Origin of the sequence: Staphylococcus borealis (assembly GCF_001224225.1) — a bacterium.
In the GTDB taxonomy this organism is placed as follows: Bacteria; Bacillota; Bacilli; order Staphylococcales; family Staphylococcaceae; genus Staphylococcus; species Staphylococcus borealis.
The window spans coordinates 461,950-486,151 of the sequence record NZ_CUEE01000001.1 but is presented as its reverse complement, the minus strand read 5'-3'; the positions used below and the strand labels follow the sequence as shown (position 1 = coordinate 486,151).

Sequence of the window (24,202 nt, the reverse complement as noted above, 5' to 3'; positions counted from 1 at the left end):
TTTTGAGATGGAGGATAAAAATTTGAAATTAACAGTAGTAGGATTAGGATATATTGGATTACCGACTTCAATTATGTTTGCTAAACACGGTGTAGATGTATTAGGTGTAGATATTAATCAAAAAACAATTGATAGTTTGCAAAATGGTAAGGTTAATATTGAAGAACCAGGCTTACAAGAAGTATTTGAAGAAGTTCTAAAAAAAGGAAAACTAAAAGTTTCTACAAAGCCAGCTGAAGCTGATGCATTTATTATCTCTGTACCAACTCCTAATAATGATGATGAGTATGAATCTTGTGATATTTCTATCGTTCTAAGCGCGGTAAATAGTATTTTACCTTATCTGAAAAAAGGAGATACCATAATAGTTGAGTCTACTATCGCACCACGTACAATGGATGATCATGTTAAACCTGTTATTGAAAATGAAGGATTTACAATTGGTGAGGATATTTATTTAGTACACTGTCCAGAACGTGTGTTACCTGGAAAAATATTAGAAGAGTTAGTATACAATAACCGTATCATTGGTGGTGTGACGTCTAATTGTGTAGAAGCTGGTAAACGTGTTTACAATACATTTGTTCAAGGTGAAATGATTGAAACCAATGCTCGTACTGCTGAAATGAGTAAGCTAATGGAAAATACTTATCGTGACTTAAATATTGCATTAGCAAATGAACTTACAAAAATAAGTAATAATCTAGATATTAATGTTCTTGATGTTATTGAAATGGCTAATAAACATCCACGCGTAAATATTCATTTACCAGGTCCGGGTGTAGGAGGTCATTGTTTAGCAGTTGATCCATATTTCATCATTGCTAAAGACCCTGAACATTCACCATTAATTCAAAATGGTAGAAAAATTAATCGTTCAATGCCTGAATATGTAGTAGAAAATGTAAAACAAATTTTATCAGGTGTTGATAAAGCTAAAGTGGCGGTATTTGGTTTAACTTATAAAGGCGATGTAGATGACATTAGAGAATCTCCAGCTTTTGATATTTATAAATTACTACAAGAAGAAAATTTAGAAGTAGTAGCTTACGATCCACACGTAGAGTTAGATTTTATTGAAAAAGATATCACAAAAGCCACAACCGATGCGTCATTAGTATTAATCTTGACTGATCATTCAGAATTTAAAAACTTAAATGATGATGACTTTAAAAATATGAAAAATAAAGTGATTTTAGATACTAAAAATGTCGTTAAAACAAACTTTAATGAAGTTTCATACTTTAACTATGGTAATCTATTTAAAACAAGAGATATTGAGTTAAAAAACTAAAATAGGATTGTATTTAGAATATTCAATTAATAAGGGGTATAAAAAAATGAAAAAAATAATGACTATTTTTGGTACTCGTCCTGAAGCGATTAAAATGGCGCCTTTAGTTAAAGAATTACAAAAGAATGAAAATCTAAAGCCAGTGGTAGTAATTACTGCACAACATAGAGAAATGTTAGATAGTGTCTTGAATATTTTTGATGTAAAACCTGATCATGATTTAAATATTATGAAAGCTAATCAAACCTTAGCTGAACTCACGTCAAGAATTACAACTAAATTAGACGCTGTTATTAAAGAAGAAGAACCAGATATGGTGCTTGTTCACGGTGACACAACTTCTACATTTGTTGGCGGGTTAACTGCTTTTTATAACCAAACGCCAATTGGACATGTAGAAGCAGGTTTAAGAACTTGGAATAAGTATTCTCCGTTTCCTGAAGAAATGAATAGAGTCATGGTAAGTAATATGGCAGATTTAAACTTTGCTCCAACTAATAATGCTGCAGATAATTTGAGAAACGAAAACAAAGCTGAAGAAAGTATTGTGGTTACTGGTAATACTGCCATTGATGCAATGAAGACAACTATTAAAGAAGATTATCATTCTGATATTTTACAAAAACATAGTGATAAGAGAATTATTTTATTAACAGCTCATCGAAGAGAAAATACTGGAGAACCAATGCATAATATTTTCAAAGCAGTGAAACAACTAGTGGATGAGTATGAAGATATTGTAGTGGTTTATCCTATGCATAAAAATCCTAAAGTGAGAGACATTGCTAGTCAATATCTAGAAAATCATTCGAGAATAGAGCTTATTGAACCGCTCGATGTAGTAGATTTTCATAATTTCGCAAATCAATCTCATCTAATACTCACTGATTCAGGTGGTGTACAAGAAGAGGCCCCATCTTTAGGTAAACCAGTATTAGTATTACGAGATACAACTGAACGCCCTGAGGGTGTTCAAGCTGGTACCTTAAAAGTAATTGGTACTGATTTTAAGTCAGTTTTAGAAGAAACTAAGAACTTATTAGATAATAAAAATGAATATTTAAAAATGAGTAAAGCTAGCAATCCTTATGGTGATGGAGAAGCTTCAAAACGTATTTGTGAAAACATTGAATATTATTTTGAATTAAGAGCGGAAAAGCCAACCTCTTTTTAAATAATTAGATACATTTCTATACTAAAAAAATAGTATAGAAATGTATTTATCGAAAATTTTTAGGAGAGATAATATGAAAAGTGCAATCTTTTTGACTATCAAAGAAATGGACAATACAAATGAAACTGGTATTTATCATGATTTTATAAATGAGTTAAGTAAATACTATGATAAAGTTTTAGTCGTTTCCCCAACACAAAGAAGAAATAGAAATAAAACTCATATTAAAAGCTTTAAAAACATAAATATATTAAGAGTTAAGATTCCTAATATTACAAAAACAAATGTAATTGAAAAAGGAATTAGTACAGTATTAATTGAAAGTTTATATGACAAAGCTTTAAAAAAATTTTATAGTAAAGAGAAATTTGACACAATATTTTATTCTACTCCACCTATTACGTTTCCAAACCTAATTAGTAAATTAAAAAAACGTAATAATGCTACCACATATTTGATTTTGAAAGATATTTTCCCACAAAATGCTATAGATTTAAATATGTTTAAAAAAACGAGCCCTTTTTATAGTTTTTTTAGAATGAAAGAGAAAAAAACTTATAAAATTTCTGATTATATAGGAGTTATGTCTCCCAAGAATAAAGAATTTATTCTTAAACATAATAAGTTTATTAATCAAAATAAAGTTCATATATTTAGAAATGCATTGTATGATACTTCAAAAGAAATTGAAATTAATAAAGAAAAATTATATACCAAATATAATTTGAATCCTAATAAAATAACATTTATTTATGGAGGAAATTTGGGAGCTCCCCAAGGAGCAGAAAACATTAAAGAAGTAATAAAAAACTTTGACAATGTTGAAAAAGGACAATTAGTTATTGTGGGAAGTGGAACAAAATTTGCTGAAATACAAAATTATGGAGAAAAAATTGATAATGTTTATATCTTTAATCAATTACCAAAAAATGATTACGATGAACTTTTGAAAGTTAGTGATGTGGGTTTAATCTTCTTAGATAAAAGATTTACTATTCCTAATTATCCATCAAGATTATCAAGTTATTTGATGTTAAGTAAGCCAATATTGTCTATGACTGATCCAAATACAGATATTGGATTAGAAATAGTTAATAATCAATGTGGCTATTGGATTAACGACGGTAATGTTGATAATTTTATTAACAAAGCTATCGAAATTTCTAATAACCATGAGTTACGAACTGAGATGGGTAATTATTCTAAATTAATGTTCAACAATTATTTTAAAATTGAAAATAATGTAAAAGATATGATGAACTTCATTCATCGATATTAAAATTTTGTGAGGTGTAAAGATGTTAAAAAGATTACTAGATATATCTGTTAGTTCAATAGGATTGATCGTTTCGGCACCAATCACACTGACTACTGCTATACTCATCTCAAAAAAATTAGGCAAGCCTGTACTTTTCAAACAGACACGACCAGGAATAAATGGAAAACCTTTTGAAATATATAAGTTTAGAACAATGACTGACGAAAGAGATGAAAATGGTCAATTACTTCCTAATTCAGAAAGAATGACGGAGTTTGGAAGGTTAGTAAGAAAAACAAGTATTGATGAAATTCCTCAACTTATTAATGTTTTGAAAGGTGATATAAGTTTAGTGGGTCCTAGACCTTTATTGATGGAATATTTATCACTTTACAATGATGAACAAAAAAAACGTCATGATGTTAAACCTGGGATAACAGGATGGGCTCAAATAAATGGTAGAAATGCTATTTCTTGGGAACAAAAGTTTAAATTAGATATATTATATGTTGAAAATCAATCTCTTAAATTAGATATCTATATACTTTATAAAACTGTTTTAAATGTTTTAAAAAGAAAAGATATAAATGCAAGTGAAACAGTTTCAATGAAGAGATTTGAGGGAAACAAGACATGAAAAAAGTAATATTAATAGGTAACGGCGGGCATTCTAAAGTTATATCAGATATTATAAAATTATCTGAAGATTGTAAGCTTTGCGGTTATTTGGATCAAAAATATGAGCATAAAGATATTTCTAATGGACTAATATATGATAATATTGATAATTTTAAAAATTATGTAAAAGATTATCATTTTTTCATTGCAATAGGGAATAACAAAATTAGAAAAGAAATTTATGAAACTTTAAACTTACCTGATGAAAAGTATGTAACTTTAATTCATCCATCTGTTGTAATAGGTTCTAATGTACATATAGGTCAAGGCACTGTAGTTATGGGAAATGCGGTTATTAATGCTAGTACAAATATCGGTAATCAGTGCATTATAAATACATTAGCAAGTGTAGGACATGATATTAATATTAAGGATTTTGTTCATATTTCTCCCAACTCAACTCTTACTGGAGGGTCGGTTATCAATGAAGGAACTCAAATTGGAGCCGGTGCTTGCCTAATTCCATGTATACAAGTTGGAAAGAATTGTTTAGTTGGAGCTGGCGCTACAGTAGTGAATGATATTCCAGATAATAAATTAGTTGTAGGAAGTCCAGCGAAAGTTAAAAAAGAAATCTAGCGACTAAAATCTTTTTATAATAATAAAATTTTAAAAACATAATATTGAAAGAATTTAGGTTTAAGGAGTAGATTAAAGTGAAAGAAGAAAGAATATTTTTATCAAGACCTCATATGGGAGGTACAGAACTTGATTATATCCATGATGCATTTGAAAAAAATTGGGTGGCACCTTTAGGAGAAAACGTAACCGAATTTGAAAATAGTGTAAAAAACTATACTGGAATTAATTCAGCACTAGCTTTGACGAGTGGAACAGCTGCAATTCATTTAGCTTTAATTGAAAGTGGTGTACAAAAAGATGACGTTGTTTTTTGTAGTTCGTTAACTTTCAGTGCCTCAGCAAATCCAATTATTTATCAAGGTGCTAAGCCTGTCTTTATTGATTCAGATATGGATACTTGGAATATGTCACCTGTAGCTTTACGTAAAGCTTTTGAGAAATACGCTGAAAAAGGCATAACTCCTAAGGCTGTAGTCTCTGTTAATCTTTACGGTCAATCTGCTAAAATGGATGAAATTAAAGAGATTTGCAATCAATATGGTTCAATTCTAATTGAAGATGCTGCAGAATCACTTGGTGCAGAATATAATGGCAAAAAAAGTGGTACTTTCGGTGATTTTGGTATCTACTCATTTAATGGTAATAAAATTATTACTACTAGTGGCGGAGGTATGCTGATTTCTAATGATGAGAAAAGCATAGCGCATGCGTTATTTTTATCAACTCAGTCAAGAGATAAAGCCTTACACTATCAACATAGTGAATTAGGTTTTAACTACCGATTAAGTAATATTTCTGCAGGAATTGGTAGAGGACAAATGGAAGTATTAGATCAGCGTATTCAACGTCGCCGTGAAATTTTCGATAAGTATAATGCAACATTTGGTAGTATTGAAGGTTTTGACTTCCAACCAGAATTACCTAATTCGAAATCAAATCGTTGGTTAACTGCATTAACAATTGATGAAAGTAAAACTGGATTTAGCGCATTAGATTTAATTGATGCTTTACAACAAAATAATATTGAAGCACGTCCTGTTTGGAAACCAATGCACCTTCAACCATTCTTTGAATCTTATGACTATATAACGAGTGGAAATGATAATGGCGCATATTTATTTAATCATGGTGTATGTTTACCATCAGGTTCTGATATGACAGATGCGCAACAAAATCGAGTGATTGAAATTATTAAAAGTCTATAAAAAATGAGTGGTCAATGATTATGAAAAAAAAGAAATCAACTACTTTTAAAGTAATTATAACAATTTTGATTGTTTTATTAGTCCTTATTGTTGCTGCAGCTATTTTTATCTTTACGAAATTACATTCATTAAATAATTCGATTAACGAATCTTTAGATAGGGAGCATTCGCAATTAAGACATAAGGCTGCTAAAGAAGGGGATCCCATGACAGTTGTACTTTATGGTATAGATGATGATGCAGAGAGACAACAAGAAAATCTCGGTCAACGTAGTGACTCTATTGTATTAATGTCTATTAATCCGGACGATAAAAAAACTGTGATGGTAAGTGTACCTCGTGATACACGAACTAAAATTGTTGGACATGGAACTACTGAAAAAATCAACCACGCTTATGCCTATGGTGGCCCTAAAATGGCTGTAAATTCATTGGAAAATTTAATGGATGTACCAGTGGATCATTATATAGCTATTAATATGGATGGTGTTAAAACAGTTGTTGATGAATTAGGGGGAGTTGATATAGTTAGTAATGGTACGTTTACTACTAAGTCACAAACACCATTCCATTTCGAAAAAGGTAAAAAGTATCACATGGACGGTAAAGAAGCTTTAGCATACATGCGTAGTCGTAAGGAAGATGGTGCTGGTGGCGATGAAGGTCGTCAATTACGTCAGCAACAAGTGATTACTGCAGTTGCAAGAGAAGCATTCTCTGTTAATTCAGTAACAAAATTGAATGGTATTTTTAAAGCTGCTCAAGATAACTTGAAAACGGACTTAAGTTTCGTGCAGTTAAATCGCTTCAAATCTGACTATGATAAAGCACAAGACAATGTTGAACGTTTAACAATCAATGGTCAAAATGCGCTTGGCGATGATAATTTGTATTACTTCTATCCTGATAAAAATAGCTTAAATGAAGTAAAACAAAAATTAAAAGAAAACTTAAATCTTAATTAAATGAAAGCACTTTGTCGATGACTTTAATCATTGACAAAGTGCTTTTTTAATCACTATGATCACTTCATATATTTTCAAATACATATCATACAAAAGACAAATAACTACTTTAAACTAAGTGATCATGTTTATTTTTTATTAATTTTGATTTGAAGTGACATCACCGCTAAAGAAATCAAAGATGTTTTTAGCGTTATCTGTATTATCGATATTGCCACGGAATTTTTCTGAACCTGGGCCTTGTGCATAAATGTCTACATCTTCACCGGTATGACCGTAAGTTGTCCAACCTGTATGTGATGCTTCGTTGATTGGTTTTTGAATCGCATCTTGTAATGTCGTTGTTGCTTTTGCTACGTTTTCATCGTCGTCGCTTTTCGCTTTGTCTTGTGCGTCTTTAAGTGCTTTAGTCGCATCTTTCACTTTATCCATTTGTTTAGAAGGGAATTCAATGCCATAGCCTTCGTTGATTACTTTTTCAGGATCTTTACCGTCTACAATTTGCTTTGTCATGTATGAACCAGAATGTTTCATATTACGAATGGCTTCAGGTTTCCATACATATTCATCGCCTGAGCCCATTGATAAACCACCAGTAGCATGGTCGGCTGTTGCAACGACTAATGTATCTTTATGGTTTTCAGCGTATTCCATTGCTTTTTGGAATGATTGATCGAAGCTAGACATTTCAGACATAACGCCTGTGATATCGTTTGGATGTGCGGCTTTATCGATTGATGCACCTTCAACCATTAAGAAGAATCCATTTTCATTTTTCTCTAATTTGTCTAATGCTGCGTCTTGCATATCAGCTAATTTTGGTTCATCAGCTGATGCGTCAATTTGTAATGGCATATCTTTTTCAGAGAATAAACCTAAGACTTGATCACTTTGTGAATTTGCAAGTTCATCTTTGTTTGTAACGTAATCATAACCGTCTTTTTGGAATTTATCTGTTAGGTTACCATTGTCTTTACCGAAGTATTTAGCGCCACCACCTAATAAGACGTCTACTTTATGTTGACCATTAATTTTATCATTATAGAATTGTTGTGCGATTTCATCTTTCTTACCGCGGTCGTCAACGTGCGCAGCATAAACGGCAGGTGTTGCGTCAGTAATTTCAGCTGTTGACACTAAGCCAGTTGCTTTGCCGTTTTCTTTAGCTTGTTCTAACACGGTTTTTAATTTGTTTTTGTTTGTGTCTACACCGATTGCACCGTTATACGATTTATGTCCAGTGCTTAATGCTGTACCGGCAGCTGCTGAGTCTGTGATGTTTTCTTTTTCATCATCGTTATGTGTTTGGTGTGCACCTATTAAGTATTTGTCGAATGATGTTTTTTCAACTTCTTTAGTATCAGGATTATCTGCAAAGTGACGGTATGCAGAAGTGTGTGATTTACCCATACCATCGCCGACCATGAAGATAACGTTTTTAGGATTCTTCGTATTACCTATTGCCATGTAATCTTCATCTTGTCCTTGTTGGCCTTGATTACCTTCGCCAGAACCTGATGCAAATGATACGTGTGTCGTCCCTAACACGGATGCAGCTAAGATTGAACTCGCTAGCGTTGTCTTACCAAATTTGTTGATGAAACTCATTTTAAAAAAAGCCCCCTAATATGTATAGTGTTTAGTTGTTACACTCTTTATATTAAGAAATTTTATTTGATTTTCAGTTAGTATAAAGTTATTTTTAAGTTAAGTAATTGTAAACAATTATTAATGTATAGAATTTATTTTATATTTAGTTTTATCAAATATTGCAAGCTTTATACTTTTACATTGTTCATTAATAAGCTATAATACGTATAAATAAAATAGTTTGTCTTATTAAGAGTGAGTGGAGGGAATTGGCCCTATGAAGCTCCAGCAACTGCGTTTGACGTGAGGTGCTAAATCCAACAGGGATTCCTGACAGATAAGAAGATGTCCGTGAGCGCTTCTTATTTAAGGAGGGCTATTTTATTTACCCAAATTTATAAAAAGGTGGTAAAACATATGGCAACATTGCAAGAACTATTTGAACAATTAGATTATTGGAAACAGTATTCACCAAAGCGTTATGGTGGAAGTATGATGAAAGTGGCTAAGATAGGAGAAACTAAAAAGCAAATATACGATAGTGTTTCTATTGAGGATATTAGAACGTACATCTTAAATAAAAAGTAATAATGGATCTTCATCGGCATAAATGATTAGACGTTATAATATAAGAAGCGGTACGTTGAAATCGTTATGATTTTGGTATCGCTTCTGTTTTATGATGTTCATTTTATAAGTAAAGTTGTAAAATGAAGACGAAGACGATGTAGCTATCGACTATAAGAAATAGAGGTGTTCAATCGATGATATTAATTATGTTATCACCACTACTTATCATTGGATTTATCGCATTATCAATAATGGAAGAACGTAAGCGTAAAAAACGAACTGAACATAAAGATGCAGAATTAGAAAAGGAAAAGAACAAAATTTCAAATCCTGACTATGATGATAATGATAAATCATAAAATTAAACGTGTAATGAAAGGTGAGCAATATGAAAGTATTAATCGTGGAAGATGACTTTGTCATTGCGGAAAGTTTAGAGCAAGCGTTAGCGCAGTGGCATTACGATGTCATTGTGGCCAAACAATTTGATAATGTTCTTGACGAGTTTCAAACACATCAACCACAACTTGTGTTGCTCGATATCAATTTACCAACATATAATGGTTATCATTGGTGTCAAGAAATTCGTAAGACATCTAATGTGCCAATCATGTTTATTAGTTCAAGAACGGATAATATGGATCAAATTATGGCAATCCAAATGGGCGGCGATGATTTTATCGAGAAACCATTTAATCTATCGTTGACTGTGACTAAGATTCAAGCATTACTGCGTAGAACGTATGATTTAGCAGTCTCTAATAATGAAGTTACGGTCAAAGATTGCAAGCTGGTTGTAGACGAAGCAACGCTTTACCACAATGATGAATCCGTTCAATTATCCTTTACCGAATTACAAATTTTGAATATGCTGTTTCGTAATGAAGGTAAGTATGTCAGTCGTACAGCTCTAATTGAAAAGTGTTGGGAATCTGAGAATTTTATCGATGACAATACGTTAGCAGTAAATATGACGCGTTTGCGTAAGAAATTACAATCAATCGGTATTGTAGATTTAATTGAAACGAAGAAGAATGTTGGATATAAGGTGTCGTAATGATGGTGAAAGCATTTTTGAAATCGATTTTAAATGAAATCATTATTGTCGTGATGTTTCTACTGTTGTTTTTACTTATCTTCTTTCTCTTTAATTTGTCACTGAGTGCCTATGTATTGGGTGCAGGAATTATACTGTTTATCATGGTTATCTACTGGTTAGTACAGTTAAGTGGCTTTAAAGCGGAAGTTAAGAAGGAAGATTTGATTCATGAGCTTGAATATGAACTGCAACACGTTAAAAGTAATCAAACTGCGTATCAAGAGAGTGTGGAGAACTACTTCTTAACTTGGGTGCATCAGATGAAGACGCCTATTACAGCATCTAAATTATTATTAGAACGTAACGAAGAGAATGTCGTCAATCGTGTACGCCAAGAAATTATTCAAATTGATAATTATACAAGCTTAGCCTTAAGTTATTTGAAACTAATGAACCAGGAAACGGACATGTCCTTTTCAAAGGTATCCATTAATGATTTAGTGCGGCCATTAATTATGAAATATTCGATTCAATTTATTGACCAGAAGACTAAGATTCATTATGAGCGGTGCGAAGATGAGGTGCTCACAGATGCACAATGGTGTTCAATCATGATTGAACAACTATTAAATAATGCGTTGAAGTATGCGCGAGGTAAGGATATTTGGATTACGTTTGATCAACAACAACGCGTCTTAACCATTCGTGATAATGGTATCGGCATTAGTCGAGCGGACTTACCGAAGATCTTTGATAAGGGCTATTCAGGTTATAACGGTCGGTTGAATGACAAATCATCTGGTATCGGCTTGTTTATCGTTAAACATATAGCGCGACATTTACATCATCACGTAGATGTTCAGTCTGAACTTAATCAAGGTACCGCATTTAGTATTTATTTCCCGAAAAATAATTAAACTTTCAATATTGTAAGCTAGCCAACAACATTTGTAAGAAATTATCAATGTTGTTGGTCTTTTTTTGTTTTATGATAGAGATAACAATAAAGCACTTGAAGTAGTCTTAGCACAAAGCATAGGATGCCATCTTGAATAAGACTACTTTAGATAACAGAACTTTTAAGAAAGTGAGGGTAAGACGATGTTATTAGACGTTAAGAATGTAAAGAAAACGTTTGGTAGAGGACTGAATGCGACGACAGCGCTGAATGGTATTTCGTTCACCGTTAATAAGGGTGAGTTTGTAGCGATTATGGGTGAATCGGGTTCAGGTAAATCTACGTTACTAAACTTAATTGCCACGTTTGATAAAGTGTCTGAGGGTCAGATCACAATTAATCATCAAGATATTCGCAAGTTACGTAATAAACAAATTGCACATTTCCGTCGTGATAACCTTGGTTTCGTCTTTCAAGATTTCAACGTGCTGCCAACGATGACCAATCAAGATAATATGTTAATGCCCCTCGTTCTTGCGAATCGTTCGCATAAAGTGATGGCGGAACGGATTAAATCGTTGAGCGCTAAGCTAGGTGTTGAGACATTGCTTAATAAATATCCGTATCAAATTTCGGGTGGTGAACAACAACGTATTGCGATTGGTCGTGCCTTAATCAATGAACCGGATTTATTACTTGCAGATGAGCCAACGGGTGCGCTCGATTCAAAGACATCTAAACAAATTATGACGTTGTTTCGAGATATTAATGATCATGCACAAACGATACTCATGGTCACCCATTCAACGATTGATGCCGCTTATGCGCAACGCGTATTGTTTATTAAAGATGGGCGTTTGTATCATGAAATCTATCGAGGAGAGGAATCGCAACAAGCATTTCAGAAACGTATCGCCGATAGTTTGGCCATTCTAAATGAAAGAGGGGACTAATATGACCATACACTTGTTATGGAAGATGATTGCTCAGAATTTCAAGATGCAGCGACATGTCATTATGCCCTTCATACTCGCACTGGGTATCATGTTCGCAGCTGAATTTATTCTACTGTCACTTAATATGAATACATATGTGCAACAACGTAGTCAGCTATTGCCGATATTTATTGGCATTGGTAATTTCTTTATGAGTGTCTTGGGGTTCGTATTTATCTTATATGCGAACCGCTTCATAATGAAACGTCGTCAGCAAGAACTTGCGATGAATATGATACTGGGCATGGAGAAGAAACATTTCCGATTGATTATGCTGATTGAAATGTTATATCAATCTATCTTCATTGCACTCATCAGTATTATCGGTGGCTATCTCTTTGGTGTGTTAATCTTTATGCTGATGAACAAACTGATGCATCAAACGGGCATGTCAGTCATGGATTATCCGTTTAATGTGAATGCGATGCTTATTACATTAGCCTTACTAGCAGCAGTGATGTTATTGCTATTCTTCATTAATAACGTGAAAATCATGTTCCAAAGTCCTATCAAATTAATTTCTCAACGTCAGAGGTCTGAAAGAAAGCTACCACAATTTGTGCTGTATAGCTTGCTCGTTATTGGCATCATTACGTTATTTAGCAGTTATCATATTGCCCTTTCTAATCAAATGATTTTGCGCTCGCTATATAATTTGTTCGGTGCCATTGGGTTGGTTATGATTGGGACGTACTGTTTATATTTGTCGTTGGGCATTTTACTGTTGGATTGGTTAAAGCGAATCCCTAAATTGTATTATAATCCCAAATACTTTTTTACCATTTCGGGATTGCAGTCTAGGATGAATTCAAATGCGATTGGACTTGCAAGCATCACGATGTTATGTACATTTTTAATTGTTACTGTGGGTATGACGATTTCAACTTATCGAGGGATATCGGATCAGGTCGATTCTATTATGTCGGATCAATATAGAGTTTCAATAGATGGAAATCTTCACAATAATAAGAAGACTCAGGAGAAAGTACGTCATTTGGAACGTGATATTAAAGATCATGATAAAGTTGATTTCTTTAAAAAGAATGCAGTTTCACTAATTGCGGTGGATTACAAACAACCAGGATTATTTAAACATCGTAATAATAAAGATTATAATATGACGATTAATAGTGCCTATCTCGTGATTATGACACAGCACGATTATAATGAGCTAAACACGAAGAAGGTTAAGTTGAAACATGGTGAATTAGGATTTGAAAGTTTAAATCAACCTTTTAAAAAATTAAGCACGGCAACAATGATGGGTGATCGCTTCAAGGTTAAACACATCAATGGTCATAATTATTCATATCCAGTTCCAGGATCGTTAACCATTATTACTCCAGATGATAAGACATTCCAACAATTAACCAATTATTATGTCAATGCTGATAAGAACGACCATCATGGCACGCAGAAAGTTCAAAACACATTTATGCATTTTAATATCATGACAAAGCACACATCTGACTTTGATAAAGTGAAAAATAAACTAATGCAACGCTATAAAGTGAGTATTGATGATAAAAGAGAAGTGGCAGGCACATTATATGAAATCAATGGTGGGCTTATCTTTATTGGAACGGTAGTGTCTATCATTCTATTCATAGGCACATTCTTAATGATGTATTATAAAAATGTTGCAGAAGGTTATGAGGATCGTAAAAATTATCAAATTATGCAGCAAGTGGGAATTGAAAAAGCGCGTATTAAAGCTACCATTAATAAACAAATTATCTGGATATTTGCATTACCGATTATTGTGGCAACGATGCATGTGATCTTTGCCTCCAAGATTATATTTAATGTTTTAGGCATTCTCAATGTGAACCGCATTGGTGTGTTTGTGACCAGCTATGTCGGTGTCATCATATCGATTGTTGTGATTTACGCCTTAATGTATTGGATTACCTCACGCATTTACTACATGATTGTTAATCGATACCATTAAATATTTGCGTTAGAAATTTGTTATACTTTTTGGAAAATAAGTGTAACCTAGTCCACGCAAGGGTATAGAACAAGAAAAGGAGGCGTAAAAATGGCTAATCAAACAAACGATTATACATCGCATCAAACGCAAAACAACAAAATTAAACGCACAGTAGAACATATTCTTACTTGGTTAGGGGTTGCATTACAAGCATTAATTGCAATCATGTTCTTAGTTCTTAAACCATTAATGAGCAATGATAGTTTCAAAGATCAAATGGTTAGAGAGTCTCAAAATCAAGGTAATACACTCTCTGCATATGAAATGAACCAAGGTTTCGATGCCTTAGGTAGCTTCTTCAGTTTCTTAACTTGGGGTGCCGTGATTACATTGGTATTAGCAATCATCGGTGGTATTCTTATTAGTAAGAAACCTAAAATCGCAGGTATCTTATTAATTATTGCAGCGCTAGTTGCCATCATGTCTAACTGGATTAGTGCTATTCTTTGGATTGTAGCAGGTATCATGTTATTAGTAAGAAAAGGTAAGAAGAAAGACACTTATGACAATGGTTACTACAACAACAACAACCGTAACCATGACTATGATAACCGTCATGATGATAAAGCGGTTAACGCTGAAAATAATGCCTTTATCTTAGATGAAGAAGATAAAGCAAAAGAACAAAGCGCAATTAAAGAACACTATTCAAATGATGATGTGCATCATGATCGTCAGCAACAATCTCATGACGATGTGCACAATGGTAGCCATCAACATTTAAATCATAGTGATGATAACAATCGTTACGTAAATACGCGTCATGATTCTGAACATAATGTGGACCATGACCGAGATGAACATAACAACCATACGCAATATAGTTCTCGTAGCGATAGATATCAAGATGAAGCGCATAAGGATGTAAGTGATTTTGAACAATCACAACACAATCATAAAGATCAAGATTTTGTACGTGAAGAAGCGGACAAATTGAAAGATAAAAAAGATAACGATCCTTACAAATATTAAAAGTTGAGTCGTTTAAAGAGTGAGACGAATGTCTCGCTCTTTTTAATTACAATAAAGAAGTCGGCGACGCTCCTAAGTTAGCATCACCGACGTTACGTTAATTTCTATTATACGGATAAATGAATTGGATAAATAAAATGAATTTTCTATAATGCTACTAGTCTGAGTTTCTCTCAGACACGACCTACATCACTATGGCACACACGCTACAATAATCAAGTTGTCTGGCAGTCACCTCTATTACGCTGTTTAAAGTAAAAAATACGCAACCTTCACACATAGGAAAGTCACGTAAATGATAGATGTAAGCTTATATGAAATAAGGCATAGTTATCTAAACCTTAAATATGATCTACAATTCCGTCCACACTTTCCTACGCTAGTACGACCTAGTTCAGGTTCAAAGGGTTTGGAGTCATACTCCATCTCAGTTTAAAACACCCCTAGTGCATATATTTATACTATATATTTAATTTAGTAGTTTTAAATCTAGAAGTCAAGGCTATACAATGATGCGTTGTGATTATAGCGTGATAAATTAATATAATAATATTAACTAATTTTATTGTAAAAAGTATTTTAATTATCATAAAATGAACATTGCATCATTTTGATCATCGTGAAATAATCACTTTTCAAAATAAGACATCGTTAAACGAATACATCGTAAATGGAAGGAGGTTCAACATGACCTATACGATTGGGTTAGTGCCATCGCCAGGTGTAGCACATAAGCTAGTGGAACATGCGATACCTAAAATCAAACAGCAGTTGCATGAACGTATTGATGAAGTGGATGACTGGCACTTCGAGCGTAAAGTAGATTTGTTAATAGGCTCTGCTGAGGATGTGCATGAAAGTATTGATAAAGCTGCTGAGTTGAAGGAAACACATCAATGGGATGTCGTCATCTGTATTACGGATTTACCAAGTATCTCCGGTAATAAAGTCGTGATTAGTGACTTTAATAGTGAGAAACGTGTGTCAATGCTCTCATTACCTGCGCTAGGTTGGATCGATTTAGAACGTAAGTTAGTGAAAAGTATGACAACGCTCGTCGAACAGTTATATCACAATAATACGAAAGAACGTCCGAAAGTGCATCCGCTTATTCAGCCTAAAGCGGTTGACCCTAGAGAAGATGATAGTCCAAAGAGACGGTATATTAATCGGTTCTTAATATTAGGTTGGATTCAACTTATTTTAGGTTTGACACGCGCAAATGAGCCATGGAAGAACTTGTTTAATTTCAAGAAGATTATTTCGGTTGCGTTTGCTACTGGGACTTACGTATCCATCTTCTCGATGCCATGGGAATTAAGTGTTCAATATTCAACCATCAGATTTATTGTCCTCATGATTATTTCTATATTAGGGATGGCTGGATGGCTATTATATGCGCATCAACTATTTGAAGAAAAGACGGCGAAATCACAACGTGTATATCGTTACACCTATAATGCAACGACATTACTCACTTTAGTCATGATTACATTGATGAATTATATTGTTTTATATGTATTACTTTCCATCAGTGTCTCATTATTCGTACCTGTGAGTTTATTTAATAATTGGACAAGTGCGAACCCTGACTTTACATTTGTGAATTATTTAAAATTATTATGGTTTGTATCCTCACTTGGGTTATTAGCCGGGGCAATGGGTTCCACTGTAGAGAATGAAGAGAAGATTCGTCGCATTACGTATTCGTATCGTCAGTATCATCGTTATAAAGAAGCGCAACAAGAAGAAAAAGAGAAAGAAACGCAACAATCACAAGACGTATCACATCGTGAAGTTGAACAGTCTTCATCAAACCATGAAAGCAATGATGATGAACCTTATGAAGGTAAGAAACAAGACCATAGAGAGGAGGATGACGCATGAATGAAGCGAAAACAATCGGTTTAGTTGTCGCACCGGGTGTGACAGAGAAACTTGCTGAAAGTTTAATGGACGATATTCCGAATATCCTGTCTCACCAGAATAACAACCAACACGAGTGGAAAGTGGACCTTGTGGTTGATCCGCTGACTGGTTACGCTGAATCGGTAGGGAAAATTTTCAAAAAAATACAAGACTATCATGATCAGCGCCAATGGGATTATGTTGTAGCTATCACAGATTTACCCATGTTTCACAACGAGCGTGTGTTAGCGTTGGATATCAACAAGAAGAACGGCGCGGCTGTATTCTCGTATCCTGCATTTGGTTGGCGTCCGGTTAAGCAACGTTTCAAGAATGCGATTATAGCAATTATTAATGAAGTGCATCATTCTGAAGCGGAAAACAGTGACTATGATAGCCATAATGAGGTCGCATACGCTGTTAACAAACAATTCCCATTTTCCAAAATTGAAAAAACTGAAGTGCGTCTAGATGAGACAGGCAATGATCATTTACGCTATTTATCTAACACACGGTCAATGGGAATGATTCGTCTCGTTAGTGGTATGACCTTTGCGAATAACCCGCTTAACATGATGGCCAGCTTAAGTAATATTGTGGCAATTGCTTTCACTACAGGCGCATTCGGCTTAATATTCACCACTATGTGGCAGATGAGCATGGAATTCTCAATGTGGCGCCTCTTTGGTATCTCAGTGATTGCAGTGTTAGGTATGTTGCTTTGGATTATGATGTCCCATGATTTGTGGGAGTCAGTAAAACAAAGTCGTAATAAACGCATTACATGGTTATATAATTTAACTACTGTGATGACACTATTTGTAGCGATTATTATTTATTATTGTATTCTCTACATGTTATTTTTAATTGCTGAATTGGTATTATTACCAGCTGATTTTCTAGGACAACAGGTTGGTTTGAAAGGGCCGGCTGGCATCGATTTATATCTTAGCATTCCATGGTTCGCAGCATCTATTTCGACTGTTGCAGGTGCCATTGGTGCTGGACTATTGAATGACCAATTAATTAAAGAAAGTACGTATGGTTACCGACAACAAATGCGATATGATGACAGAAATCAGAACGAGAATGATTAAATTGAAGTCGAGAAGCGCAATGCGTTTATCGGCTTTATTTTTTTAGACACGATTAAAAAAATGATAGAAAATCACGGTTGCTTACTTTAAAATGAACTATAACGTGGATGTCGACATAGATAAAAGACCTAATCTCACACCCAACATCTAGATTTAACAGCATGAAGTGAAAGAAGGTAATATCATGAGATTTTGTCCTAAGTGTGGTAACAAGCTGATAAACGAGCAACATTTTTGTAATAGATGTGGCTATGATTTACATCTATTTGAAGATATTTCAGAAAGCGTGCAATATGAACCGCCTACTCATAAAACAAGGATTTGGCCATTTGTATTAGTTGGGTTGGTCGTTATTGGCATTATCGTCAGTTGTTGTTTTGCGTATTATCATTTCTTTTTAAAGGAAACAGAACAGCCAAAACAGACTGCGACTACGACGACGCATGTGAAGAAAGAGAAAGCGACAACGGATGAAGATAAAGTGTCTAACGATCCTGTTAAAGCTGAAAAGCAAAAAGCCAAACAAAGAGAAGATGAAAAGCACAAAGTGACAGATACGACGCAATTACAAGGCCCTAAAATTGATGTCATGAGTGAAGATTTCCATAGATCATTTATGCAAAAGGATACAAGGGATGCTTATATGGGCATTAAACCAGGCATGACTAGAGCAGAAGTAGAGAAACGATATGGAAAAGGTACTTTAATGCCTCATATTGAGGGGTTTCATGAAGATTTTGTAAAGTATGGCAATATAGCCGTGGTATATAGTTTTCATACGCAATATAATACTGTAGCAAGGATTGCAGTTGCACCCGATAACATTAGTGAGCAAGCATTTATAACTAGATATAATTCTTATGAAGATCATAATTTAGCTGGGCAATACATATACGATAGTGTTAAAAATAATGGTTTTCAAATTATAGCCACTGCAGTAAATGGCAAAGTTGTCTTAATTGAATGTGCACCAGGTGAGTAAAGCGCATTAAAATTTTTGAAATAAAAACCATTAATCCGATTTAATATGTTGGATTAATGGTTTTTATTTATCCAGTTGAACCTTCCCATAAGGTAACTGGTAATATATACTCTTGTTCTGTAGGTTCCGAATTTAGTCTTTTTTCTAAAATTTCAATTGCTTTGTCAGTAATCGCATCGATGGGTTGGATAATAGATGTAAGTTGAGGCATTAATGTTCTAATTAATTGCGTGCCATCATAGCCGATAATTTTTAAGTCTTCAGGAACACGTTTACCCATTGATAGTGCGAGTTGATAAATTTGTAAAGCATCCGTATCATTTGAAGCAAATATTGCTTCTACATCAGGATGTTCTTGGAAAATGGATTTAAAGATATTGAGTTTGCTAGAATAGTCTAAGCTGAAGTCTATTGTATAAGTTATTGGAGTAAGTTGATGTGACTGCATGGTATCTTCGTAAGCACTTTGTCTTAAATTTGCAGGTGTATTTACATCAATGGGACCATTCGTATGAATTATTTTAGATGCGCCATTTTTAATTAAACGTTTAGTTGCTAGCAAACCACCGTAGTAATTATCTGAACGAATATCAGGAATATCTTCGTTAACAATTCTATCAATTGCAACAATTGGTAAATTAACATTTTTATATTGATCAATGCCTATATTATGTGTACCAACGACTAATGCATCAACTTGATTAGAAAGTAACTGATTCATATAATGGGTCTCTTTTTCGGGATTATTCATGGAATTGCCAATAATAACGTTATAACCTCGATTATATAATTTAGTTTCAAGTTCATTGATAAGTTCACCAAAAAAAGGATTCGATACAGTAGGGAAAAGCAATCCAATAATGTTGGTTTTTTGTTTGAATAGCTGACGAGCCGCTGAATTAGGTTGATAATTTAAATCCTTCATTGCCTTATAGACATTATCTTTAGTTTTTTGACTGATATAACCCCGATTGTTTAGAACTCGGGAAACAGTCGTTTTAGATACATTAGCTAACTTGGCAACATCCTCTAATTTTGGCTTCATATCTTTCACTCCAATTTCCAATAATATCATTAGTTATTATCTCTTAATTAAAATAATAATGCTAACTAAAAAGGAACAAGATTAAGATTCAAAGTAAAAAATGAATTTTTTCTTGTTCCTATTAAATAAATTAATTGCAATTCAAAGTATTTTGTTTTTAATTATTAAAATGAAATGGTATTATTTTTTAACTCATAAATGCTTGATTCTATTAGAATATTGTCATTACTAGAGACCCATACTTGTGGAGGTTCTTCACTATAGTAGCGCTCAGTAAAAACAGATTCGCCATCATTAATGAAAATTTCAACTGAACTTGTATCTAAATATAATTGAAGATTTATGATGTCACTGTCTTTGATAATAGAATATCGATAATCACCTTTATCAAAGCGATAAAGACTAAATTTATGAGATAGAGCATCATATGTTAAAGATATGAGTTGATTATTAGCGTTTTTGAATTCAATATTAAAATTTTTATTTGGACCTTTTAAATTGATTTCAGCATGGTACTTATCATTTAATAATAACCTTGGTTGATTAAGATTAAGTGAATTGTGAGTACCATCATTTATACGTAACGTTGTTAATTCGCTAACTGGGCGCATATATAAATGATTATTCTTAAGATATAACTCTCTAGGTAATGTTAATGCTCCAGACCAACCGTCATGTTTTTCAGGCATTTCACTTTCCCACATAGCCATCCAACCAATAAGAATGCGTCGGCCATCAGGTGCTTGCATTGTTTGAGGTGCATAGAAGTCATGGCCGTGGTCTAGTTCTTTAAATTCACCTCTTGTGAATTTATGGCTTTCATAATCAAGTTCACCAACAAAATAGCCATTTTGGAATAAATTTAAATATTGCTCTTCTTCAGCATCCATACCTTGAGGAGAAAATAAGAATACATATTTATCATCAACTTCAAACAAATCAGGACATTCCCACATATATCCTTCAGTTTGTTTCCCTTTTGATTCATTGACAGGGCCTAAATATTCCCATTTTAGTAAATCCTCTGAACGATACATGATAATTCGACCGAGTTCATCTTTGTTTTGACTACCAACAATCATATAATAGCTATCACCGTGTTGCCATACTTTAGGATCTCGGAAATGATGTGTATTATCTTCAGGTGCTTGAGGAATAATAGCGTTTTTTTCATATTTAATAAAATGAACCCCATCATCACTATAAGCAAGATTTTGATTTTGCCAGAAATACTCTGGATCATTATCTCCATAATAATGATGTCCTGTATAAAAGAGGTATAATCTATCATCTTTCTCGATAGCTGTACCTGAAAAACAACCATTCTTATCTTCTTCGTCACCAGGAGTTAGTGCTATTGGAAGTGTTTCCCAATGGACTAAATCTTTACTTCTTGCATGTCCCCAATGCATAGGGCCCCACTCTGGCGCATAGGGATAATGTTGATAAAAAATATGATAGTAGCCATTATAATAAGTAAAACCATTAGGGTCATTAATCCAACCTGATTTTGGCATTATGTGATAGCCTAAACGATAGCGTGTGTTAGTTACTGTAATTGGTTCTTTATTCATTCTTTTCTTCCTTTCAATTATATTTGATTTTTTATAAAGGGATCACCATATACATATTCGTCATCTTTTCTTAAAGTGATGAAAGCAAAAATACCAGCCAGTAATACAATGAATGAGATAACAAAGAATGTCGGTTGATAACCGATATTATCTCTTAATATTCCAAGTGGACTTGACAAAATAACTTGCCCAATTTGAGCAGATACTTGATATCCAACCATGTAGATAGTAGCTGAGACTTTAGTGTCAAAATGTAGCGTTATGTAACGAAATATTGGTAAGACAAATAATGGTACTTCTAGGGCATGAAACATCTTAATAAATGAGATGCTTATTGGACCTTGAGCAATTCCACATAAACCTATTCTTAAAAACATTACGGTTGCACCTAGTAATAAGGTTTTTCTGACGCCAATTTTTGACATAATGATTGGAACAATACCCATCATCAGTGCTTCAAAGAAAACTTGTACAGAATTTAATACACCGTACGTTTGTTGTCCTACACTAGGATTCTCAAATAGTTTAGTGTAAAATTCTGGAAACATTTGTTGGTCAAAAATTGTATAAAATGACCATGAAAAAGTAATGAAAATAACAATAATCCAAATGTCTTTCACTTTTAATAATGCCAACATACTTTTGATAGACGGAACAGATTCTTCTTCATTTTGTTCAATATTATGCTTGGCACGTTGCTCTGCATCAGTCTTCCAAAAAATTAAGACAAGTAGTAAAATGGCACCTAATATTGAACCTAGCCAAAAGTTTAAGTGAGGGTCAATGACAAAAGTAAATCCAGCAACTAATGCCATAACAGCATAACCAAATGATCCCCATGCTCTCGATTGCCCATAATTAAAATTAAAAAATCGGCTAAATCTTTCTCCAACTGCTTCATAAGCACCAACGGCAGCCAAAAATCCACATGATAAGAAAATGGCACCAATAATCGCACCTAACCAAAAATTTGATTGAATAAGAGGCGCATAAATCCAAATGAAAAATGGTCCAACAAACGTTGAGAATAAAGAACAAAAAATTAATAGTGTTCTCTTGATTGCAAGTTTATCTTGGGTAACGCCATATACAAACATTAAAAGCAAAGTTACAAATGAATTTGCTGAGTAAATGGTACCTACTTGGCCACCAGTTAAGCCTAGTCCATTATCTTTAGAAGTTAACCATATCTGGAAAAATGACCACCATATACTCCAAGATGCGAAGAATAACATAAAGATTAATGACGTTTGTAAATAAGATTTGTTTTTAAAAGGACTAATTAAATGTGACATATTCATAATATCTCTCCTCAATATTTGGAAACGCTTTCTTAAATTTAATTAAAGTTTATATTCAGCGTCCTTTTATGTCAACCGGTTGTCATAAAATGTTTAAATTTTATTTAACACATTTTAATTTCTCTCCAGCACCTTGACTTTATAGCCGAAACTCGATAAAGTAGTAACATATTATTCTGACAATTCTGATAGGTATTAGATTAATAAATTTGTGAAATTTTAGGGGGGACCATAAGTTTATGTCAGTACCGGCAATTACATATGAACATTTTGAGGGTGACCCTTTCATTGATACGATGTCTACTGATGACGCTACGAAAGGCGCGTATCAAATATTAGAATGGGCGTATCGCACATATGGTGATTCCATTGTTTATTCATGTAGTTTTGGAGCGGAAAGTATGGTGTTAATTGATTTAATTTATCAGATTAAGCCTGATGCACAAATTGTTTTTCTAGATACGGATTTACATTTTCAAGAAACGTATGACTTAATCGATAATGTGAAAGCACGTTTTCCAAAGCTTCGAATTGAAATGAAGAAGCCCGATTTAACCCTTGAAGAGCAAGCTGATAAGTATAATCCAGCATTGTGGAAGAATAATCCTAATCAATGTTGTTACATTAGAAAGATTAAACCTTTAGAAGAAGTGTTAGGTGGAGCTGTGGCTTGGGTTTCAGGTTTGAGACGCGATCAATCGCCAACACGTGCACATACCAATTTCATTAATAAAGATGAGCGTTTCAAATCAGTTAAAGTGTGTCCATTAATTTATTGGACAGAAGATGAAGTTTGGGATTATATCAAGAAGCATGAGTTACCTTACAATGCATTACATGATCGACACTATCCTAGTATTGGTTGTATTCCATGTACGTCGCCTGTATTTGATTCGGATGATTCTAGGGCCGGACGATGGTCTAATTTTGATAAAACAGAATGTGGCTTGCATGTTGCTGATAAACCATAATACGTATGGGTAAAATTTTTTAAATATAAAACATAGTATTCTGATATGTTTTATATTTAAGGTGACAAAATATGCCTGGTAATAGTGTACAGATGGGCATATTTCTTACAT

General features: G+C 33.6%; 22 protein-coding genes and 2 riboswitches. Of the genes, 18 read left to right on the top strand and 4 right to left on the bottom strand.

Translation table 11 applies throughout. The features are described from left to right. The first annotated feature begins 22 nt into the window (after positions 1–22). The 7 genes from AK212_RS02350 (at position 23) to AK212_RS02320 (ending at position 7,156) form a co-directional block, all read left to right on the top strand. Positions 23–1,294 carry a nucleotide sugar dehydrogenase gene (locus tag AK212_RS02350; RefSeq protein ID WP_053028965.1) on the top strand — a complete coding sequence of 424 codons (1,272 nt, stop codon included), beginning with the start codon at positions 23–25 and terminating at the stop codon, positions 1,292–1,294. A gap of 46 nt (positions 1,295–1,340) precedes the next feature. Then, positions 1,341–2,468: a non-hydrolyzing UDP-N-acetylglucosamine 2-epimerase gene (wecB, locus tag AK212_RS02345; RefSeq protein ID WP_053028964.1), complete on the top strand. Its 1,128-nt coding sequence runs from the start codon at positions 1,341–1,343 to the stop codon at positions 2,466–2,468. Positions 2,469–2,541: 73 nt separating this feature from the next. Further along, entirely contained in the window at positions 2,542–3,747 is a 1,206-nt protein-coding gene (locus AK212_RS02340; RefSeq protein ID WP_053028962.1) for a glycosyltransferase family 4 protein, read from the top strand. Positions 3,748–3,766: 19 nt separating this feature from the next. Further along, on the top strand, positions 3,767–4,363 hold the full coding sequence (locus AK212_RS02335) for a sugar transferase (protein ID WP_053028961.1): 597 nt from the start codon (positions 3,767–3,769) through the stop codon (positions 4,361–4,363). Further along, positions 4,360–4,983 (top strand): acetyltransferase, encoded by a 624-nt coding sequence (locus tag AK212_RS02330; protein ID WP_053028959.1) that lies wholly within the window; start codon positions 4,360–4,362, stop codon positions 4,981–4,983. Before AK212_RS02335 ends, AK212_RS02330 begins: the two co-directional genes overlap by 4 nt. Before the next feature lie 77 nt (positions 4,984–5,060). Then, entirely contained in the window at positions 5,061–6,191 is a 1,131-nt protein-coding gene (locus tag AK212_RS02325; protein ID WP_280513654.1) for a DegT/DnrJ/EryC1/StrS family aminotransferase, read from the top strand. Positions 6,192–6,211: 20 nt separating this feature from the next. Beyond that, positions 6,212–7,156, top strand: coding sequence for an LCP family protein (locus tag AK212_RS02320; protein ID WP_053029060.1), 945 nt, complete (start codon positions 6,212–6,214; stop codon positions 7,154–7,156). Between the two features lie 138 nt (positions 7,157–7,294). Here AK212_RS02320 and AK212_RS02315 read toward each other — a convergent pair whose 3' ends face one another. Then, a complete protein-coding gene (locus tag AK212_RS02315) occupies positions 7,295–8,764 on the bottom strand; it encodes an alkaline phosphatase (protein ID WP_053028957.1) in 1,470 nt (489 codons plus the stop codon). A gap of 225 nt (positions 8,765–8,989) precedes the next feature. Continuing rightward, positions 8,990–9,090, top strand: a riboswitch (SAM riboswitch). Positions 9,091–9,163: 73 nt separating this feature from the next. Between AK212_RS02315 and AK212_RS13570 the strand changes: the two genes are divergently transcribed. From AK212_RS13570 to AK212_RS02275, 10 genes are all read left to right on the top strand, one after another. Then, positions 9,164–9,334 (top strand): hypothetical protein, encoded by a 171-nt coding sequence (locus AK212_RS13570; protein ID WP_174841336.1) that lies wholly within the window; start codon positions 9,164–9,166, stop codon positions 9,332–9,334. A 176-nt stretch (positions 9,335–9,510) separates the two neighbouring features. Continuing rightward, complete coding sequence (locus AK212_RS13565; protein ID WP_174841337.1) at positions 9,511–9,675, top strand: hypothetical protein; 165 nt, start codon at positions 9,511–9,513, stop codon at positions 9,673–9,675. Positions 9,676–9,704: 29 nt separating this feature from the next. Next, positions 9,705–10,373 (top strand): response regulator transcription factor, encoded by a 669-nt coding sequence (locus tag AK212_RS02310; protein ID WP_053028956.1) that lies wholly within the window; start codon positions 9,705–9,707, stop codon positions 10,371–10,373. A gap of 2 nt (positions 10,374–10,375) precedes the next feature. After that, positions 10,376–11,272, top strand: coding sequence for a sensor histidine kinase (locus tag AK212_RS02305; RefSeq protein ID WP_053028954.1), 897 nt, complete (start codon positions 10,376–10,378; stop codon positions 11,270–11,272). A gap of 184 nt (positions 11,273–11,456) precedes the next feature. Continuing rightward, entirely contained in the window at positions 11,457–12,206 is a 750-nt protein-coding gene (locus AK212_RS02300) for an ABC transporter ATP-binding protein (RefSeq protein ID WP_053028952.1), read from the top strand. Position 12,207: 1 nt separating this feature from the next. Then, on the top strand, positions 12,208–14,199 hold the full coding sequence (locus AK212_RS02295; protein ID WP_053028950.1) for an FtsX-like permease family protein: 1,992 nt from the start codon (positions 12,208–12,210) through the stop codon (positions 14,197–14,199). A 90-nt stretch (positions 14,200–14,289) separates the two neighbouring features. After that, positions 14,290–15,213 carry a DUF4064 domain-containing protein gene (locus AK212_RS02290; RefSeq protein WP_053028948.1) on the top strand — a complete coding sequence of 308 codons (924 nt, stop codon included), beginning with the start codon at positions 14,290–14,292 and terminating at the stop codon, positions 15,211–15,213. Between the two features lie 354 nt (positions 15,214–15,567). After that, positions 15,568–15,668, bottom strand: a riboswitch (TPP riboswitch). A 232-nt stretch (positions 15,669–15,900) separates the two neighbouring features. After that, a complete protein-coding gene (locus AK212_RS02285) occupies positions 15,901–17,100 on the top strand; it encodes a 5,10-methylene-tetrahydrofolate dehydrogenase (protein WP_053028946.1) in 1,200 nt (399 codons plus the stop codon). After that, positions 17,097–18,218: a hypothetical protein gene (locus tag AK212_RS02280; RefSeq protein WP_053028944.1), complete on the top strand. Its 1,122-nt coding sequence runs from the start codon at positions 17,097–17,099 to the stop codon at positions 18,216–18,218. Before AK212_RS02285 ends, AK212_RS02280 begins: the two co-directional genes overlap by 4 nt. A 184-nt stretch (positions 18,219–18,402) precedes the next feature. Continuing rightward, positions 18,403–19,200 carry a zinc-ribbon domain-containing protein gene (locus AK212_RS02275; RefSeq protein WP_053028942.1) on the top strand — a complete coding sequence of 266 codons (798 nt, stop codon included), beginning with the start codon at positions 18,403–18,405 and terminating at the stop codon, positions 19,198–19,200. A gap of 67 nt (positions 19,201–19,267) precedes the next feature. Here AK212_RS02275 and AK212_RS02270 read toward each other — a convergent pair whose 3' ends face one another. The 3 genes from AK212_RS02270 to AK212_RS02260 form a co-directional block, all read right to left on the bottom strand. Continuing rightward, positions 19,268–20,245, bottom strand: a complete 978-nt coding sequence (locus AK212_RS02270) for a LacI family DNA-binding transcriptional regulator (RefSeq protein WP_053029059.1) — start codon at positions 20,243–20,245, stop codon at positions 19,268–19,270. A 164-nt stretch (positions 20,246–20,409) separates the two neighbouring features. Next, complete coding sequence (locus tag AK212_RS02265) at positions 20,410–21,819, bottom strand: glycoside hydrolase family 32 protein (protein ID WP_053028940.1); 1,410 nt, start codon at positions 21,817–21,819, stop codon at positions 20,410–20,412. 17 nt (positions 21,820–21,836) lie between these two features. After that, entirely contained in the window at positions 21,837–23,120 is a 1,284-nt protein-coding gene (locus AK212_RS02260) for an MFS transporter (protein ID WP_053028938.1), read from the bottom strand. 239 nt (positions 23,121–23,359) lie between these two features. Here AK212_RS02260 and AK212_RS02255 point away from each other — a divergent pair, with 239 nt between their 5' ends. After that, entirely contained in the window at positions 23,360–24,091 is a 732-nt protein-coding gene (locus tag AK212_RS02255; protein WP_053028936.1) for a phosphoadenylyl-sulfate reductase, read from the top strand. Positions 24,092–24,202 lie beyond the last annotated feature (111 nt).

Bases quoted from the DNA above. Each gene is read 5' to 3' on its own strand.
- AK212_RS02280 (WP_053028944.1), top strand. From the start codon at position 17,097: ATGAATGAAGCGAAAACAATCGGTTTAGTTGTCGCACCGGGTGTGACA.
- AK212_RS02310 (WP_053028956.1), top strand. From the start codon at position 9,705: ATGAAAGTATTAATCGTGGAAGATGACTTTGTCATTGCGGAAAGTTTA.
- AK212_RS02270 (WP_053029059.1), bottom strand. From the start codon at position 20,245: ATGAAGCCAAAATTAGAGGATGTTGCCAAGTTAGCTAATGTATCTAAA.
- AK212_RS02315 (WP_053028957.1), bottom strand. From the start codon at position 8,764: ATGAGTTTCATCAACAAATTTGGTAAGACAACGCTAGCGAGTTCAATC.
- AK212_RS02255 (WP_053028936.1), top strand. From the start codon at position 23,360: ATGTCAGTACCGGCAATTACATATGAACATTTTGAGGGTGACCCTTTC.
- wecB (WP_053028964.1), top strand. From the start codon at position 1,341: ATGAAAAAAATAATGACTATTTTTGGTACTCGTCCTGAAGCGATTAAA.
- AK212_RS02265 (WP_053028940.1), bottom strand. From the start codon at position 21,819: ATGAATAAAGAACCAATTACAGTAACTAACACACGCTATCGTTTAGGC.
- AK212_RS02340 (WP_053028962.1), top strand. From the start codon at position 2,542: ATGAAAAGTGCAATCTTTTTGACTATCAAAGAAATGGACAATACAAAT.
- AK212_RS02260 (WP_053028938.1), bottom strand. From the start codon at position 23,120: ATGAATATGTCACATTTAATTAGTCCTTTTAAAAACAAATCTTATTTA.
- AK212_RS13570 (WP_174841336.1), top strand. From the start codon at position 9,164: ATGGCAACATTGCAAGAACTATTTGAACAATTAGATTATTGGAAACAG.
- AK212_RS02330 (WP_053028959.1), top strand. From the start codon at position 4,360: ATGAAAAAAGTAATATTAATAGGTAACGGCGGGCATTCTAAAGTTATA.
- AK212_RS02285 (WP_053028946.1), top strand. From the start codon at position 15,901: ATGACCTATACGATTGGGTTAGTGCCATCGCCAGGTGTAGCACATAAG.
- AK212_RS02290 (WP_053028948.1), top strand. From the start codon at position 14,290: ATGGCTAATCAAACAAACGATTATACATCGCATCAAACGCAAAACAAC.
- AK212_RS02275 (WP_053028942.1), top strand. From the start codon at position 18,403: ATGAGATTTTGTCCTAAGTGTGGTAACAAGCTGATAAACGAGCAACAT.
- AK212_RS02320 (WP_053029060.1), top strand. From the start codon at position 6,212: ATGAAAAAAAAGAAATCAACTACTTTTAAAGTAATTATAACAATTTTG.
- AK212_RS02335 (WP_053028961.1), top strand. From the start codon at position 3,767: ATGTTAAAAAGATTACTAGATATATCTGTTAGTTCAATAGGATTGATC.
- AK212_RS02295 (WP_053028950.1), top strand. From the start codon at position 12,208: ATGACCATACACTTGTTATGGAAGATGATTGCTCAGAATTTCAAGATG.
- AK212_RS02305 (WP_053028954.1), top strand. From the start codon at position 10,376: ATGGTGAAAGCATTTTTGAAATCGATTTTAAATGAAATCATTATTGTC.
- AK212_RS02300 (WP_053028952.1), top strand. From the start codon at position 11,457: ATGTTATTAGACGTTAAGAATGTAAAGAAAACGTTTGGTAGAGGACTG.
- AK212_RS13565 (WP_174841337.1), top strand. From the start codon at position 9,511: ATGATATTAATTATGTTATCACCACTACTTATCATTGGATTTATCGCA.